The sequence below is a fragment of the Breznakiella homolactica genome (assembly GCF_016616095.2).
Taxonomy (GTDB): Bacteria; Spirochaetota; Spirochaetia; order Treponematales; family Breznakiellaceae; genus Breznakiella; species Breznakiella homolactica.
Genome location: NZ_CP067089.2, coordinates 2,391,425 through 2,406,198, shown reverse-complemented (window position 1 = coordinate 2,406,198; position 14,774 = coordinate 2,391,425). Strand labels below are relative to the sequence as shown.

Below are 14,774 nucleotides of genomic sequence, written 5' to 3'. Positions count from 1 at the left end.
TGCTCATGCTCCAGTAAGATATCCCGGCCCGTATGCGCGGGTTCATTCTTTGAGTATGATTGTATCTCAGCGACTCTGTTAAAGGAGCATTGTGATGGTATTTTTTACAGCGGATACGCATTTTAACCATGCGAATATCATACGTTTATGCGGCAGACCCTTTGCTGATGTTGAACAAATGAATAAAACATTGGCTCAAAACTGGAATTCCCGCGTTACGGACCGTGATGAGATTTATATTCTCGGTGATCTGATATTCAGAGGCCGCGGAACAGAAACAAATGAAATTATAAAGAACTTAAATGGAAAAAAATACTTTATAAAGGGGAACCATGATAAGTTTATTTATGAAAAAGGGTTTGATGAAAAATGCTTTCAATGGATTAAGGACTATCATGTATTGAAATATGAAAAGATGAAATTCGTATTGTTTCATTATCCCATATTGGAATGGGACGGTTACTTCAGGGATGCGGTACATTTATACGGCCATATTCACAATTCCGGAAATAACGGCGAGCAGGCAGCGCGGTTTGAAGTATTAGGAAAAAGAGCCGTTAATGTCGGTGTGGATGTAAACAGTTTTTATCCGGTGAGTATTCAAACAATTATGGATATGGTGAAATAGGGTAATGAAGCACAGACAATCGGGGTATACGTGAAATCGCTTTACGCAAGGCTAACCTATCCGGTGATCATCCTCCTGGGGGTGGCGGTGCTTTCGGTCATCGCCGTTTCGGTGATCAATATCCGCTGGTTCATCGCCCCGGATATCCGGCGGATCACCACGGACCTGATGGATTCAAAATCCAATGAAATAAATTACTGGCTGGATTCCCGGATAACCGAGATTACCCGGCTCGCCGGGGAAATCCCCCTGGAAACCGGCGGGCCGGAAGAAGTCGCCGCCGCCGTGGCCCAGCTGGAACTATTCCGGGAACGGAACAGTGAAGTTTATGAATCCATGGGAATCGTCAGCCTGGACGCCTTCAGCCACGTCACCACCGGAGATATCTTCGACGTACGGAACCGGGATTATTATATTGCCCTCCAGCGGGAAGAAACGGATCTGGTCATTTCGGATATTATTGTGTCCCGGGCGAATGGCGCGTCGGTGCTCCTGATTCTGAAGAAAATTTATAATTCCCGGGGGGCGATTACGGGCTACCTCAGTTCCGCCGTTGAATCGGGATACCTCCGGGAAATTGTGTCCCGGGCGAATATCCGGGACTTTCCTGTGCGGCTGGTAAACCGGGAAACCCGCCGTACCCTGATCGCTTCAGATCTGACCGGAAGTCCCGGAGAGGAACGGGGGCATACCCTTTTCAGCGCTCCGATCCGGTCCTACCCGCTCTGGATAGTGGAAATGCTCGTCCCCGACAGTTTTCTGGACCGCCGGATAAACACCACCATTCTGCTTATTGTCCTGCTCGGGGCGGCGGTGCTGGGAATGGCCATCACGCTCAACCGGAGAAGCACCGCGAAACTGGTCGCACCCATCGCGTCCCTGGAGGACCACATGCAGCGGCTGGCCCAGGGGATCTTCATTCCCATACAGCCCGATACAAGCTGCGCCGAGATTCACAGCCTGGGACATTCCTATAACAGCATGCTGGATAATATGCAGACCCTGATCCGCCAGGTTAGAGATGAACAGCAGCAGAAACGCCGGGCGGAATACCGGGCTCTCTGCGCCCAGATTAAACCCCATTTTCTGTACAATATTCTGGAAACGATCCAGTCCATGGCCATCGAGGGAGATTACGGAAAGGTTGAATCCGCCATCGGCGGTCTGGCCCGGTTCTTCCGTACCGGCCTGGCAACCCTGGAGTCTTTTATTCCCCTGGCGGATGAACTGAGCCACCTTGAAAGCTACCTGGAGATCCAGCAGCTCCGCTATGAAGGGCGTTTTTCCTTTACCCTGGACGCGGAGGGAGTTCCCATGAATCAGCGGATCATGAAGTTCAGTCTGCAGCCGCTGGTGGAAAACGCCATAAACCACGGGATCCGCTCCATGGAGCGGGGCGGCACCATCCGCGCGGTGATCCGCAATGCCGGCGGTGTCTGCGAAATCAGGATCGAAAATAATTATCTCGAACTGGATGCCGCGAAAATTGAGGAAGTGAACCGCCGGCTCGGCGCGGGAGAAACCGGCGGCCCCCACGGCCACGGTATTTTCAATCTCAACGAACGGCTCCGGCTCGAATTCGGCTCGGACAGCGGGGTGGCGCTTTTCGCCGGGGACGGCATCGTGATTGCCCGGGTCCGGTTTCCGGTGATTTCCGGCGGGGAGGAGCCGTCATGATAAGCATACTCATCGCCGATGATGAAGAACGGATCAGGAGCGGCATCCGGAAACGGATAGCCGATTCCGGTCTTCCCGCCGGCCGTATCGAGGAAGCCGGTGACGGCCGCAAAGCCCTGGAGATCCTGGGGCAGAATCCCGTGGACATCGCCCTGGTGGATATCAACATGCCCTTCGTGAACGGCCTGGCCTTTATCGAAGCGGCCAAGGCGGAATACCCTAAAACAATCTTCATTATTATCAGCGGCTATAACCGTTTTGAATACGCCCAGGAAGCCATCCGCCACGGGGTATTCCGGTACCTCCTCAAGCCGATTAATACGGAAGAACTCCGGCGCACCCTGGAAGCCGCCATGGAACTGGTGACACCCGGCCCCGGGTATGACGGGGATCCTGTGCTGGGTTCCATTATCCGCCATATTGAAGAGCATTACCGGGCAAGCGCCTATTCCCTGGGAACCCTGGCGGAAGCTTTGGGTATCAGTGAAGGCCACCTGAGCAAGGTGCTGAAAAAACAGACCGGCTTGTCCTTCAGCGAATATTTGACAAAGCTGCGGATTGGCAGCGCCCAAGAGATTCTGCGCCGGGAGGGACGGCTGACCAGGATCGCTGAGGTGGCGGAACGGGTGGGATTCTCAAATCAGCATTATTTCAGCGCGGTCTTCAGGAAGATCTGCGGCTGTACCCCTTCGGAATATCTGAGCGGGGATTTTTGCGGCAAGGAGCGTGTATGAATCTGAAACTTCTCGATGGTGAATATTCCGTGTACCGGTACGGTCCGGCGGCTCAGCTGCCCGCTGATGTTTTTGCCGGAGCCTTCGTTTCGGTGACGAAAACCGGTGATGAGCTCTCGGTGACGGCGCCCGCCGGTTCCTTAGGGGGATACGAAAAGGCTGAAACCGGGTGGCGGCTGTTCAGGGTTTCCGGGACCCTTGAATTCAGCATGATCGGAATTATCAGCCGTATCAGCGCTGTTCTCGCGGAAGCTGAGGTCAGTATTTTCGTGGTTTCAACCTATGATACGGATTACATCATGATAAAGGAAGTGTCCCTGGAAAAAGCCGTGCAGACGCTCCGCGGAGAAGGGTATACCGTGAATTAAATCAAATTAGTGTGGCCGGGAAGCGTTTTTACGGAAACCCCTCCCGGCTATGAATCAGGCGAGGATGTCGATTTTGTTTCCCATGGCCGGATCGGTAATCACCGACGCGGAATCCATGAGTTTCATCAGGGCCGCGCCCTGTTCTTTGGCGTCCCCCAGGGCCATTTTCTGCACCTGGAGACCCGCGGCTTCGAGAAGCCGGTCCTGAGCCATATCCATAGATAATGCTTGTATATCCATATTTAAAGTATAACCAAATTTACCGGACAATTCAATTGTCCGGGTTTCCTGTTTATTATAATGGCTGAACGGCGGCTGTCAAATTATTCATCTGTTGAATTTATTAAAAAAATACAAAAAACCGGGTATTTCCCGGAGAAACCGCGGGAAATTTGCCCGGCGTTTTGGGCGGCACAGAAAAGCCGTCCGGATGGGCTGTTTTAAAATACAGGAGAATCGGCTTTTTTCGCCGGGCGCAATCCTTGAAAGTACCGTATATTAGATGGTATGATTTGAAGTTATCTCTAGGATAAGCGGAAATAAGGGTATATATGGCGAAACTAAAAATTGCTTCCGGAATGGTATTTGAACGCCATGAAAAGAAGTATCTGCTAACCCAGGCGGAATATGAACAGCTTTTAAAATCATTGATGGAGTATATGCAGCAGGATCAATACGGACTGCACACAATATGCTCCCTTTACTATGATACGGAGGATTACTTACTCATCCGGCGGTCCCTTGAAAAGCCGGAATATAAAGAAAAACTGCGTCTGCGCAGCTATGGCATTCCAAAGCAGGAAGACATTGTATTTCTGGAACTGAAAAAGAAGCTGAACGGTATCACGTATAAACGCAGGGTTCCCATGACGCTTAATGAATGTGAGCAATACTTCAGCCGCGGCATACTGCCGGAGCATAAAGGGCAGATTCTGAACGAAATTGAATGGTTTAAGATGCATTATCGTCCGGCGCCCAAGGTATTGGTATTCTACGACCGGATTGCGCTGTGCGGCAGCGCGGACAGCAGTTTACGTATCACCTTCGACAAAAACACCCGGTGGCGGAACGATCAGCTTACTTTCGCAAGCGGAGATTATGGTACACCTCTGTTGTCTCCCGGAGAACGTCTGATGGAGATCAAGCTGAATGGGGCTTTTCCCTTCTGGCTGAGCCATCTCCTGTCCCAGCAGAAAATCTACCCTATATCCTTCTCAAAATACGGCAGGGTCTATTGGGAAATTTTAAATATGAAGGAGAAAAGATATGTTGGATAGTATTTTAACACTAGCTCCCGGCAGTTTAACGGTCACGACATTGATATGCCTTGCGGCCTCGCTGGTACTGGGTGTCGTGATCGCTGTGGTTTATATGTACCGGAATATATACAGCAAGAGTTTTGTGATAACCCTCGCGCTGCTTCCGGCCATGGTGCAGGCCGTAATTCTTATGGTCAACGGCAACCTGGGTGTAGGTGTCGCGGTGATGGGCGCGTTCAGCCTCGTCCGCTTCCGCTCAATACCCGGCAGCGCAAGTGAAATCACCAGTATCTTTTTTGCCATGGCCGTGGGGCTCGCCACCGGCATGGGTTTTATCGGCTATGCCGTGATTTTTACGGTGGTCATAAGTGTCGTAATGCTGCTCTATTCCGTCGTTCGCTTCGGGGAAGGTAACCAGTCGCAGCGAACCTTAAGAATCGTCATACCGGAAGATCTGGATTATACAGGTCTGTTTGATGATCTGTTCAGTGAATTTACAAAGAAAGCAACCCTTGAGCGGGTCCAGACCACCAACCTGGGGAGTCTGTATGAACTTAGGTATACCATTACACTGACTGATCCTAAAAGAGAAAAAGAACTGATTGACAAAATCCGCCAGCGCAACGGAAATCTGAATATCAGCTGCACCAGAGTCGCCACAGGAAAAGAAGAGCTCTGATGAACCAACGCCCCATGCTGAGAGAAATCTGGATGAAGAAAATTCAAGTTCTGATTATTCTTTTGGCGGTGCTGCTCCTGGGGAGCTGTGCTAACGGAGTAATCCCCGGCGGTGATACAGAACTTCCGGGTAGTCTTAAAATTACCGTTACGGATATACCGGAAAAATACCAATCATCATCTATTAGGGTAAGCGCGAAAGATGGTACTGCACTTATCAAAGATGATGACAATGATTATTATTATTTTTATTTTGCCGGTTCTTATGAGGCTGTTCCTTCCGGCGGCTCGGTGTCGGAAATTATATACGATATAAATAAAGATACTATGCCCCTTGAGACATCGGCTTCCAGCCAATACGAGATATGTTTATCTGCCGAAGACGGCAACGCTCAAACCATGCTGATGTACAAAAGAAAGGTATCCGGGGCGGGATCGCATACCCTCTCCTTTAAAGATTTCGCGAATTACGGATATTTACCGGTTGTTATTTCTGATTTTCCAATTCAGCTTAACTGGAAAAATGGTATCATAACTGCTGCGGACAGTAATAATCCTTCCGACCGCTCCTCGGAATCTTTCTTTGTCGGAACCTACCGGGGACAGGAGGTTGACACAAAAATAGGAACAGGTATGAGCGATCATATCTGGTGGTCGTCCGCGGCAAGAACCTATACGATAACACTGTCATTCCGTAATGGTTCAATTCAGTATGAGTATAACGGTGTAATCCGGGGCGGGGATATGAACGGTAACCGGCTGGCTTTTAAGGATTTTACCCAAACTGTTTTTTATACGGGAAACAGGGAGGAAAGAAAAACCGGAGAGCTTGGGATAACTGTTACGGAAATTCCTGCGGACGCGCCGGTGATACAACATGTTTTTGCGAGAGGGGATTCAGCCTCCTATCATTATCCTGTCTATGGTATTACGGATAATTCGCTGACAGATATACTGTGCACCCCCAGCGGTGAGATCGCGGATGGAACCGCCGCTTCTGAAAAATATGAAATACTTCTTTCCTGTGTTGAGTTAGGCGGAGACGGGTGGGATTATTTTTCCCTGCGCTATAAAGAACCCGTATCCGGAGACGCCTTCCATGATCTGCCGTATTCCGGATTTGAGAGGGTTTCAAAGTAAAAATCTGTACAGTGTTTTTCATCCCATTGGTATCCTGAAAATCCTTGCTAGCGCCGTGTATTGGATGGTATGATTTGGGTGTGCTCACCGCGATGGCGGGAAAAATCGCAGTTTTCCTGAATAAAATGGCAGCATCGTTGTTCGGTTTTGCAGCAGCCCTCGCGAGCGGACAGCATAGAGCCGGTTACGCAGGAAAGCTCCAAAAATTTATGGTACTTTTCTGTTCAAAAAATCGGGGTTTCTCCTCTTGTAATATTTTTCCTGCGGAAATAGTATGGTTTTATGAACCTTTCCTTTGAGCTTCTGGAAGATCCTAAGGCCGCTGTGCCTGATCTGCTGCTTGACGCTGATCCGTCGGAGGCCATGGTGGACGATTACCTTAGCCGGGGTGTCTGTTATGCGGTCCGCCTGGACGGTGAAATCGCCGGGGAAATCGTGCTTCTTAAAACACGGCCCAGGACCATGGAAATCATGAATGTGGCGGTTAAGGAATCCCTGCGATGCCGGGGCATCGGGAAGGCCCTGGTCCTGTTCGGCATTGAAAAAGCCCGGGAATCGGGGTGCCGTACCGTGGAAATCGGCACGGGTAATCCCGGGCTGTACCAGATGATGCTGTACCAGCGGTGCGGGTTCAGGATTGTTGGGGTGGATTTCGATTTTTTCAGAAGGAATTACCCCGAACCGATTTTTGAAGGTGATATTGAATGCCGGGATATGATCCGCATGTCCCTTGATCTTGAGACACCCAATGATTAGGCCTGTGACCGATGCGGACGCTCCGGCAATTGCCGGGATCTACAATTATTACATTGAATACACCCCTGCCAGCTTTGAGGAGCTTCCCCTTTCCAACGAAGAAATGGCCGGCCGTATCCGGGATATTACCGCCGCGTATCCCTGGTTCGTCTGGGAAGAAAACGGTGAGATCACCGGATACGCCTACGCTGGAAAGTTTAAGGAACGCAGCGCCTACCGGTATTCTGTGGAGGATTCCATTTACCTCAAGCCGAATCTTACCGGCAAAGGGATCGGAACGGCCTTGCTGACGGCGCTTCTGGATGTTCTCCGGAAAACCGAATGCCACGCGGTTATTTCCGGAATAACCTTACCCAATGATGGGAGTGTCAGGCTCCACGAAAAATTTGGGTTTAATAAGGTTGCCCATTTTAAAGAGGTCGGATTTAAACTCGGGGAATGGCGTGATGTGGGTTACTGGGAGCTAATCCTTTCCGCCAAGGATTGAATACAGCCGGTCCAGGTCATCCATGGAATAATAGTCGATACGGATGGTTCCTTTCTGGAGGTCCCCCTGGATGCTGACCTTTGTCCCCAGGGCCTCGATGAATTTTTCTTCCATGGCCGCAATTTCGGGATCCCGTTTCACCGGCGCCGGTTTGGGCTCTTTCTTCGGGTCCCCCTGTTTTCCGCTGTTCAGCTCCCCGGCCCGGCGTTCGCTTTCCCGCACGGAAATACCCATGCCGATGATTTCGCGGTAGAGTACATCCTGGTCCGCGGGGCTGTTCACCGCCAGAATCGCCCGGGCGTGGCCGCTGGTGAGCCGCCCGGCTTCCAGGGATTCCTGGACCGCCTCGGGCAGCTTCAGCAGCCGGAGGGCGTTTGCCACGGTGGACCGGTTTTTTCCGACCCGCAGGGCCGCTTCGTCCTGGGACAGCCCTGTCAGGGCCATGAGGTTTTTATATGCCCGGGCTTCTTCCATGGGATTGAGATCCGCCCGCTGGACGTTTTCTATGAGAGCCACTTCCATACGCCGCTGTTCGGAGTAGTTCCGCACCAGGGCGGGGATTTCCTTGAGCCCCGCCATTTTCGCGGCCCGGCTCCTCCGTTCCCCGGCGACGATTATGTAGCCCCCGTCTTCGGTTTCTTCCACAATGATAGGCTGGATAACACCGTGTTCCCGGATTGAATCCGCCAGTTCAATAAGGGCTTCCTCATCAAAATGGGTCCGGGGCTGCCCGGGGTTGGCTTTGAGAGTATCCAGGGGAATAAGCCGTTCCCCGGCCGCGGAGGGACCTCTCAGTACTTCCTCTCCGTCCTCCATGGGAATCAGGGCTTCCAAGCCCTTGCCCAAACCGTGCTTAACTGCCACGTTCGATCACCTCCTCGGCGAGGCTTTTATAGCTCCGGGCTCCGGTACTGGAGGGATCGTATTGTGAAATGGGCAGTCCGTGGGACGGGGCTTCGGAAAGCCGCACGTTCCGGGGGATGATGGTCCTGAAGACCCGGTCCTTAAAATACGCGCTGACCTGGCGGACCACTTCCTGGGCAAGCCGGGTACGCTGGTCAAACATGGTAAAGAAAATTCCCCCGATACGGAGCTGGGGGTTGAGGTTTTTCTGGATCCGCTTGATGGTCTGCATCAGCAGGGAAAGGCCTTCCATGGCGAAATATTCACACTGCATGGGAATGAGCACCGCGTCCGCCGCCGCCAGCCCGTTGAGGGTCAGCACCCCCAGAGAAGGAGGGCAGTCTATGAGAATAAAATCATAATGGTTCCGCACCGGTTCCAGGGCTTTTTTCAGAAAAAGATCCCGCTCTTCCTGTTCAATAAGCTCCACCGCGGCGCCGGAAAGATCGATACTGGCGGGAATGACCGACAGCCGGGCGGTGCTGGTCTTCCTGATAACCTGATCAATCGGGGCGGAGCCGGAAATGAGCTCATACACCCCGGGTTTCGCGTTTTCCACGCCGATCCCGCTGGAAAGGTTCGCCTGGGAATCGAAATCAACCAGGAGAACGGACTTTCCGGCCTCCGCCATATAGGCGCCGATGTTAATTGCGGAGGTTGTCTTTCCGACACCCCCTTTCTGGTTAACAAAAACGTATACTCTTCCCATAGTTTCCTTAAGTATAGCATGATACCGGGAAGAATTGCTATTGAATACCCCAGGGCAAGGGTTTATTCTGTAAGCAGGGGGTAACAATGGTTCACACCATAGGGGATACCATCCCTATAATAGGAAAAAACGTATTTATCGCGTGGAATGCCGAGGTTGCTGGTAATATAATACTGGATGAAGGGTGTTCTGTGTGGTTTTCCGCTGTTCTCCGGGGGGATTTCGCGCCGATAAAAGTAGGCGAGGGGAGTAATATCCAGGACGGTTCGGTGCTGCATACGGATGAAAACATCCCCTGCACCGTGGGAAAGTACGTGACCATAGGCCATCGGGTAATCCTCCATTCCTGCACCGTCAGCGATGGCTGCCTTATCGGTATGGGATCGGTTCTTCTGGGGAATGCCCATATCGGGGAGTATTCCATTGTGGGTGCCGGCAGCCTCGTTCCCCGGGGGAAGATTTTTCCTCCCCGTTCGCTTATAATGGGATCACCCGCCCGCAGAATCCGGGATGTTACCGATGAGGAAATAGCGGATCTTAAGCGGAACGCGGAAATTTACGTCAAAACCGCCGCGGAGGCGGCGAAAAACTACCGTAAACTGGAGACTGAATGACGTTTATCGAAGTTGTGGAAAACTTACCCGCCCATGTGGTGAATAAATCAACGGATTTTTCCGGAATCACCCTGCGCCATGTGGTTGCCGGAGATCTTATGAGCGATGTCCTGGTGACCGATTACGAGGATCTGCTTATCGTAACGTCTCTGGCTACCGAACAGACCCTGCGGACCGCCGACATGATCGGCGCCCGGGGTATACTTCTGGTAAACGATAAACTGCCCCAGCGCGCCATGAAGGATCTGGCGGAAGAACAGGACATAACCCTGCTTTCGACGCCCCTGACCATGTTTGAGGCCTGTATTTCCCTGGGGTTCCTGCTGGGTCTTTCGGGGCCCCTGAAGACGGAGGCCATGGTATGAATCAAATTAAGATGCTTGCTTTGGATCTGGACGATACCCTGCTGCGGTCGGATCTTACGATTTCCTTCCGTACAAGAAGCGCGATAAAAAAAGCCGAAGCCGCCGGAGTGGTGGTGGTCCTGGCATCGGGACGGATCCCCAATGCCATGGAGGAGTTTGCCAGGATTCTCGGACTCCACAAACGGCCGGGATATCTGGTGTGCAACAACGGCGCCATTATCCAGGAGAGCCATACCGGGAATATTATCTACGAAGTACGCCTTCCCGCGGAAGCCGCCCGGATTGCCTACGACCTGGCCGACGCCGAGGGTTTTCCCGTACAGATTTACGAGGACGGAATAATCTACGTTTCCCGGTCCAATGAATTTGCCGACCAGGATGTAAAGCTTACCGGCCTGCGCCAGGTGGTGGTGGAGAATTTCAGAGCCATGATCGCCTCAGGCTGCTCAAAGCTGCTTATTCCCGGGGACCCTATGATCCTCAAACCCCTGGAAATTATCCTCAAGACCTACCTGGATGACGAGGCGAACCTCTTTACCAGTAAGCCCTATTTCCTGGAGATTCTCCCAAAGGATACGGATAAGGGGTCGGCTCTGGCCATTGTGGCCGAACGGCTCGGCATCAGCCGTGAATCGGTCCTCGCCGTGGGCGATTCCATGAATGACGAGGCCATGCTCAAATGGGCCGGCCGCAGTGTCGCCATGGTGAACGGTGACGAGCGGATAAAGGCCATCGCCAGCGTGGTGAGCGCCCGGACAAATGACGATGACGGCGTCGCCGATATAATAGAACGCTATATCCTGGGAAAGGAACCCTTTCCCGGATAGTCCGCAGGAGTGCAGCCATGAGTGACGGCAATACCCTTCACGAAGATATACCCATAAGTACCGTTGATTCCCCTTCGGTGGTGCTTGAACTCATATACCGGCTTAAAATAAAGGATGTAATGACCAGTGCTGTCATTACCGCAAAAAAGACCGATACCCTCCGGCATATCCAGGCGGTGATGCGGGAAAACTACATCACCGGGCTTCCCATCGCCGAAGACCGCCGCCTGCTCGGTCTCGTGTCGATTGACGATATCGTGACTGCCCTGGATAAGGGCTATATCGATGATACCGCGGAGGAACGGATGACGAAAAACGTGATTGTCCTTGAGGATGATATGCCCGTTTCCTTTGCCATCAGCTACCTCAACAAATTCCGTTACGGCCGTTTTCCCGTGCTCAATAAAAACCGTGAACTGGTGGGTATCTTGAGTTCCAAGGATGTCATCCGCACCCTGCTGGTGGAGATGAACCGTGAGGTGCTCAGGCTGGAAAAAATACAGCACGAAAAAGCGCCTCCCTCGGGTGAGGTTTCGGAGATGGATTTTAAAACCACCCGGTACGATTTTGAACTTGCCGGCCACGCCTCAACGGAAATAAAAAAGGCCCTGAAAAGGCTGAACATTGACCCCAAAATCATCCGGAGGATCGCCATCGCAAGCTATGAGCTGGAAATAAACCAGGTGGTCCATTCCCTGGGCGGCACCATAAGCTGTTCCATCCAGCCGGAAAAGGTAATCATTACCGCCGCCGACAAAGGCCCCGGTATCGCCGATGTGGAAGTCGCCATCCAGGAAGGCTGGTCCACCGCCAATGAATGGATCCGTTCCCTGGGTTTCGGCGCGGGTATGGGCCTGGCGAATACCAAACGGGTTTCCGACGAATTTATCATTGAATCCTCCCAGGGAGCGGGGACCACGGTTCAGTCAATTATTTACCTCAATAAAAACGGGGAGGACAATGAATGACCATCAGGGAACTGGCGGAAAAACTGGGGGCGGAAATACTCCATGAGGAATTCGCCGATACCCCGGTTATGGGCGCCTATACGTCGGACCTGCTTTCGGATGTAATGGCCAACGCCCGGGAAGGGGGTGTGCTGATAACCATTCAGGCCCACAAAAATACCATAGCCGTGGCCACCCTGGTTAATGTTACAGCGGTTATCGTCTGCAATACCCGGCCTGTCCCCGAAGATATGCTGGACGCCGCCCGGGAAGAAGGTATCGCGGTGCTCCGCACCAAGGACAACCAGTTTACCGTTTCCGGCAAAGTGTACAATTTACTCAGCGCAAAAACGGAATAACCCCATGGCCCTAGTCGCGGATTTTCATAACCATTCCTGCCTGTCCCCCTGCGGTTCTCTGGATCTGTCGCCGGGGGTGCTGGCGGAACTGGCCGCGGCCCGGGGGGTGGAGGTTCTCGCGTTGACGGACCACAATTCCTCCCTTAATTGCCCCGCTTTCGCGAAACACTGTGCCCGTTTGGGACTTATCCCCCTGTTCGGCATGGAAGCCGCCTCCCAGGAGGAAGTCCATGTCCTGTGCCTGTTCTCAAAGCTTGAGGCCGCCATGGAATTCAGCTCCTATGCGTATTCCCTGCTGCCCCAGTTTCCCAATGACCCTGACCGCACCGGCGATCAAGTATACGTGGATGAAGACGATAATATAGAAGGTGAAGTGGAATACTACCTGGTGAACGCCCTGGACATCAGTCTGGACGATCTGGGGGCAGTAACCGGAAAATACGGGGGCATCACCATCCCCGCCCATGTGGACCGTCCGGCGTTTTCCATGACCAGCCAGCTCGGCGTCGTTGTTCCCGGCCCCTGGGCGGCGGTGGAATGCGTCCGGCTGCCGCCCCAGATCGATACCCTTGGGTATCCGCTGACCACGTCTTCGGATGCCCATTATCCGGAGCACGTAGCCCGGCGGCCCTTTGAGCTTGACATCAGCAGGGAGGAACTTCTTCCCCATGGACCCGGCGGGGAAGCGGATATGGACGCGTTCGTCCGGGCCCTGAGCCGCCGCCCCAAATCGTGACCGCTGCCGCACGCTGAGAATGGCGTCACATAGCCGGCACCCCCTCAGAGCAGGGTAACCGCAGGATTCAAGGGGAACCGGCACAGAAGTATGGCGCAACAAAGCAACGCGGGGTGTCTGATGGAAAGAAAAACCGCCCTGCGGTATTTTTTCCATCAGACGGGCCCCCGGCTTAGTATCTCCATACTTCTGTGTAGAGCTTTTTATATACTGCGGTTACCCCGCGGAATATTGCTTTTTTTATGAAAATTATGTATTTTAGTACCGTTAGAATGAAGAATATACCATATAATCTGCTATCTAAACCGCTGGTATGGGTAATCGTTTTTTTGTGTCTATCCGGAAGTCTTTTCGCAGCAGTTCCCCTGGCCGTATCATCACCCAAATCCGTACGCTCCGATGTGACCCAGGCAGCGGAAAAATACAAGGGAGTTCCCTACCGGTACGGCGGACACAGCGCCGACGGCCTGGACTGTTCGGGATTGGTATACCTGGTCTTCCGGGATGTCCTGGATGTAACCGTACCCAGAACCGTAAAAAACCTGTACACCTGGACCGAGCCGATCCGGGATGAAAAACTGCAGCCCGGGGATCTGGTGTTTTTTAATACCACCGGTTCCGTTTCCCATGTAGGGATTTACCTGGGGGAAGGGCGGTTCATCCATTCCGCGTCGGAAGGCCCCAAAACCGGTGTTATTTATTCATCTTTACATGAAGATTACTGGCAGCGTACCTATATCGGAGCAGGAAGAGCCCTGACTTCGGCGGATTACCTGGGACTTTTCCTGGGCATTGCCGCGGCTCCCAGCTGGAATACCTATAACAGCAGCTTCGCCGATCCCCTCCGGGGCAGCGCATTCCAGATACGGGCCGCCTATGATATCCCGATCGCCAAGCGTTACCTGCGCGTTGGCCTGGAGCTGCGCCCCGAATGGGACGGTTCTCTGGGGGTTTTCAGAATGCCCGTGACCCTGTCGGCGGGGCTGAGCGACACCTTCCGGTTTTTTATCGGACCCGCTTTTACCATCGGCGATCCCGTGCTCGAGTCTGGCGGGGAATCCCGCTCGTATAAAGGCGGAAATTCCTGGCTCGGCGCCATCGGTGTTACCTGGGCGCCGCTGACCATACGGGCTGCGGACGGCAAGCTTTCGCTGTTTGCGGAATTCGCCTGGCAGTCGTATTTTCCAGAATCGGGTCAGGAGGACAACTGGTCCGCCGATTTTGCCGCGGGGTTCCGTGTCTCCACGGGGCTCAGATATACCTGGGAATTGTAAGCTCACCGTTCACCGCAAAGGGCCGCCGGGCGGCCTTTTTTAAAAACCTCAAAAGATTTCTTTTTTTGTAACCATTTACCCGATTTTTAGTTATTATATATGTAAAACCTCCTCCACAATTTTTTGTGTTGCCGCCGCCGTTCCTCCTTTCGGCGGCGGCATTTTTTTTATTTTCCCGGTATTTTCAAAATGTATAAATATAAAAATTAGTATAAAACTTCCGCTTTATATTGCATAAATATCCATAAATATGTATAAATATAATGTTTCTTAAGTGATAGTAAAATAAATACAATTCTACTGCAGATTAGAG

The 14,774-nt window shown here is 52.4% G+C and carries 20 protein-coding genes; 16 read left to right on the top strand and 4 right to left on the bottom strand.

Annotation, left to right across the window (positions count from 1 at the left end; all coding sequences use genetic code 11):
• Positions 1-94: 94 nt before the first annotated feature.
• The 4 genes from JFL75_RS10880 to JFL75_RS10865 are packed head-to-tail and all read left to right on the top strand — an operon-like array spanning position 95 to position 3,407.
• Complete coding sequence (locus JFL75_RS10880; protein ID WP_215626716.1) at positions 95-628, top strand: metallophosphoesterase; 534 nt, start codon at positions 95-97, stop codon at positions 626-628.
• Positions 629-658: 30 nt separating this feature from the next.
• On the top strand, positions 659-2,305 hold the full coding sequence (locus tag JFL75_RS10875) for a histidine kinase (RefSeq protein ID WP_215626715.1): 1,647 nt from the start codon (positions 659-661) through the stop codon (positions 2,303-2,305).
• The gene (locus tag JFL75_RS10870) at positions 2,302-3,039 is read left to right on the top strand and encodes a response regulator transcription factor (RefSeq protein WP_215626714.1); all 738 of its coding nucleotides are present in this window, start codon (positions 2,302-2,304) and stop codon (positions 3,037-3,039) included. Before JFL75_RS10875 ends, JFL75_RS10870 begins: the two co-directional genes overlap by 4 nt.
• Complete coding sequence (locus JFL75_RS10865; RefSeq protein WP_215626713.1) at positions 3,036-3,407, top strand: ACT domain-containing protein; 372 nt, start codon at positions 3,036-3,038, stop codon at positions 3,405-3,407. Before JFL75_RS10870 ends, JFL75_RS10865 begins: the two co-directional genes overlap by 4 nt.
• 54 nt (positions 3,408-3,461) lie before the next feature.
• On the opposite strand, the gene JFL75_RS10860 is transcribed toward JFL75_RS10865, so the two are convergent.
• Positions 3,462-3,647 (bottom strand): YjfB family protein, encoded by a 186-nt coding sequence (locus JFL75_RS10860; protein ID WP_285291950.1) that lies wholly within the window; start codon positions 3,645-3,647, stop codon positions 3,462-3,464.
• 311 nt (positions 3,648-3,958) lie between these two features.
• Here JFL75_RS10860 and JFL75_RS10855 point away from each other — a divergent pair, with 311 nt between their 5' ends.
• The 5 genes from JFL75_RS10855 (at position 3,959) to JFL75_RS10835 (ending at position 7,727) form a co-directional block, all read left to right on the top strand.
• Positions 3,959-4,684 (top strand): polyphosphate polymerase domain-containing protein, encoded by a 726-nt coding sequence (locus tag JFL75_RS10855; protein ID WP_215626711.1) that lies wholly within the window; start codon positions 3,959-3,961, stop codon positions 4,682-4,684.
• Positions 4,674-5,345, top strand: coding sequence for a DUF4956 domain-containing protein (locus JFL75_RS10850; RefSeq protein ID WP_215626710.1), 672 nt, complete (start codon positions 4,674-4,676; stop codon positions 5,343-5,345). The genes JFL75_RS10855 and JFL75_RS10850 overlap by 11 nt, the downstream gene beginning before the upstream one ends.
• 32 nt (positions 5,346-5,377) lie before the next feature.
• Positions 5,378-6,484: a hypothetical protein gene (locus JFL75_RS10845; RefSeq protein WP_215626709.1), complete on the top strand. Its 1,107-nt coding sequence runs from the start codon at positions 5,378-5,380 to the stop codon at positions 6,482-6,484.
• Positions 6,485-6,766: 282 nt separating this feature from the next.
• Complete coding sequence (locus tag JFL75_RS10840; protein ID WP_215626708.1) at positions 6,767-7,240, top strand: GNAT family N-acetyltransferase; 474 nt, start codon at positions 6,767-6,769, stop codon at positions 7,238-7,240.
• Positions 7,233-7,727, top strand: a complete 495-nt coding sequence (locus JFL75_RS10835) for a GNAT family N-acetyltransferase (RefSeq protein WP_215626707.1) — start codon at positions 7,233-7,235, stop codon at positions 7,725-7,727. Before JFL75_RS10840 ends, JFL75_RS10835 begins: the two co-directional genes overlap by 8 nt.
• On the opposite strand, the gene JFL75_RS10830 is transcribed toward JFL75_RS10835, so the two are convergent.
• Entirely contained in the window at positions 7,704-8,591 is an 888-nt protein-coding gene (locus JFL75_RS10830; RefSeq protein WP_215626706.1) for a ParB/RepB/Spo0J family partition protein, read from the bottom strand. The genes JFL75_RS10835 and JFL75_RS10830 overlap by 24 nt on opposite strands.
• Positions 8,581-9,339 (bottom strand): ParA family protein, encoded by a 759-nt coding sequence (locus JFL75_RS10825; protein WP_215626705.1) that lies wholly within the window; start codon positions 9,337-9,339, stop codon positions 8,581-8,583. Before JFL75_RS10825 ends, JFL75_RS10830 begins: the two co-directional genes overlap by 11 nt.
• 86 nt (positions 9,340-9,425) lie before the next feature.
• Here JFL75_RS10825 and JFL75_RS10820 point away from each other — a divergent pair, with 86 nt between their 5' ends.
• From JFL75_RS10820 to JFL75_RS10795, 6 genes are read left to right on the top strand one after another with little or no spacing between them, the layout of a single operon-like run.
• Entirely contained in the window at positions 9,426-9,953 is a 528-nt protein-coding gene (locus JFL75_RS10820) for a gamma carbonic anhydrase family protein (RefSeq protein ID WP_215626704.1), read from the top strand.
• Entirely contained in the window at positions 9,950-10,318 is a 369-nt protein-coding gene (locus JFL75_RS10815; RefSeq protein ID WP_215626703.1) for a hypothetical protein, read from the top strand. The genes JFL75_RS10820 and JFL75_RS10815 overlap by 4 nt, the downstream gene beginning before the upstream one ends.
• Positions 10,315-11,145: a Cof-type HAD-IIB family hydrolase gene (locus JFL75_RS10810; protein ID WP_215626702.1), complete on the top strand. Its 831-nt coding sequence runs from the start codon at positions 10,315-10,317 to the stop codon at positions 11,143-11,145. The genes JFL75_RS10815 and JFL75_RS10810 overlap by 4 nt, the downstream gene beginning before the upstream one ends.
• Before the next feature lie 17 nt (positions 11,146-11,162).
• Positions 11,163-12,113 (top strand): CBS domain-containing protein, encoded by a 951-nt coding sequence (locus JFL75_RS10805; RefSeq protein WP_215626701.1) that lies wholly within the window; start codon positions 11,163-11,165, stop codon positions 12,111-12,113.
• Entirely contained in the window at positions 12,110-12,451 is a 342-nt protein-coding gene (locus JFL75_RS10800) for a DRTGG domain-containing protein (RefSeq protein ID WP_215626700.1), read from the top strand. Before JFL75_RS10805 ends, JFL75_RS10800 begins: the two co-directional genes overlap by 4 nt.
• Positions 12,452-12,455: 4 nt before the next feature.
• Entirely contained in the window at positions 12,456-13,187 is a 732-nt protein-coding gene (locus JFL75_RS10795; protein WP_215626699.1) for a PHP domain-containing protein, read from the top strand.
• A 172-nt stretch (positions 13,188-13,359) separates the two neighbouring features.
• Here JFL75_RS10795 and JFL75_RS10790 read toward each other — a convergent pair whose 3' ends face one another.
• Positions 13,360-13,572: a hypothetical protein gene (locus JFL75_RS10790; protein WP_223292621.1), complete on the bottom strand. Its 213-nt coding sequence runs from the start codon at positions 13,570-13,572 to the stop codon at positions 13,360-13,362.
• A gap of 16 nt (positions 13,573-13,588) precedes the next feature.
• On the opposite strand from JFL75_RS10790, the gene JFL75_RS10785 reads away from it, so the two are divergent.
• On the top strand, positions 13,589-14,461 hold the full coding sequence (locus tag JFL75_RS10785; protein ID WP_223292620.1) for a C40 family peptidase: 873 nt from the start codon (positions 13,589-13,591) through the stop codon (positions 14,459-14,461).
• Positions 14,462-14,774 lie beyond the last annotated feature (313 nt).

Coding starts and splice junctions, on each gene's coding strand:
- JFL75_RS10880 (WP_215626716.1), top strand. CDS start 95: ATGGTATTTTTTACAGCGGATACGCATTTTAACCATGCGAATATCATA.
- JFL75_RS10870 (WP_215626714.1), top strand. CDS start 2,302: ATGATAAGCATACTCATCGCCGATGATGAAGAACGGATCAGGAGCGGC.
- JFL75_RS10865 (WP_215626713.1), top strand. CDS start 3,036: ATGAATCTGAAACTTCTCGATGGTGAATATTCCGTGTACCGGTACGGT.
- JFL75_RS10860 (WP_285291950.1), bottom strand. CDS start 3,647: ATGGATATACAAGCATTATCTATGGATATGGCTCAGGACCGGCTTCTC.
- JFL75_RS10855 (WP_215626711.1), top strand. CDS start 3,959: ATGGCGAAACTAAAAATTGCTTCCGGAATGGTATTTGAACGCCATGAA.
- JFL75_RS10850 (WP_215626710.1), top strand. CDS start 4,674: ATGTTGGATAGTATTTTAACACTAGCTCCCGGCAGTTTAACGGTCACG.
- JFL75_RS10845 (WP_215626709.1), top strand. CDS start 5,378: ATGAAGAAAATTCAAGTTCTGATTATTCTTTTGGCGGTGCTGCTCCTG.
- JFL75_RS10840 (WP_215626708.1), top strand. CDS start 6,767: ATGAACCTTTCCTTTGAGCTTCTGGAAGATCCTAAGGCCGCTGTGCCT.
- JFL75_RS10835 (WP_215626707.1), top strand. CDS start 7,233: ATGATTAGGCCTGTGACCGATGCGGACGCTCCGGCAATTGCCGGGATC.
- JFL75_RS10825 (WP_215626705.1), bottom strand. CDS start 9,339: ATGGGAAGAGTATACGTTTTTGTTAACCAGAAAGGGGGTGTCGGAAAG.
- JFL75_RS10820 (WP_215626704.1), top strand. CDS start 9,426: ATGGTTCACACCATAGGGGATACCATCCCTATAATAGGAAAAAACGTA.
- JFL75_RS10815 (WP_215626703.1), top strand. CDS start 9,950: ATGACGTTTATCGAAGTTGTGGAAAACTTACCCGCCCATGTGGTGAAT.
- JFL75_RS10810 (WP_215626702.1), top strand. CDS start 10,315: ATGAATCAAATTAAGATGCTTGCTTTGGATCTGGACGATACCCTGCTG.
- JFL75_RS10805 (WP_215626701.1), top strand. CDS start 11,163: ATGAGTGACGGCAATACCCTTCACGAAGATATACCCATAAGTACCGTT.
- JFL75_RS10800 (WP_215626700.1), top strand. CDS start 12,110: ATGACCATCAGGGAACTGGCGGAAAAACTGGGGGCGGAAATACTCCAT.
- JFL75_RS10795 (WP_215626699.1), top strand. CDS start 12,456: ATGGCCCTAGTCGCGGATTTTCATAACCATTCCTGCCTGTCCCCCTGC.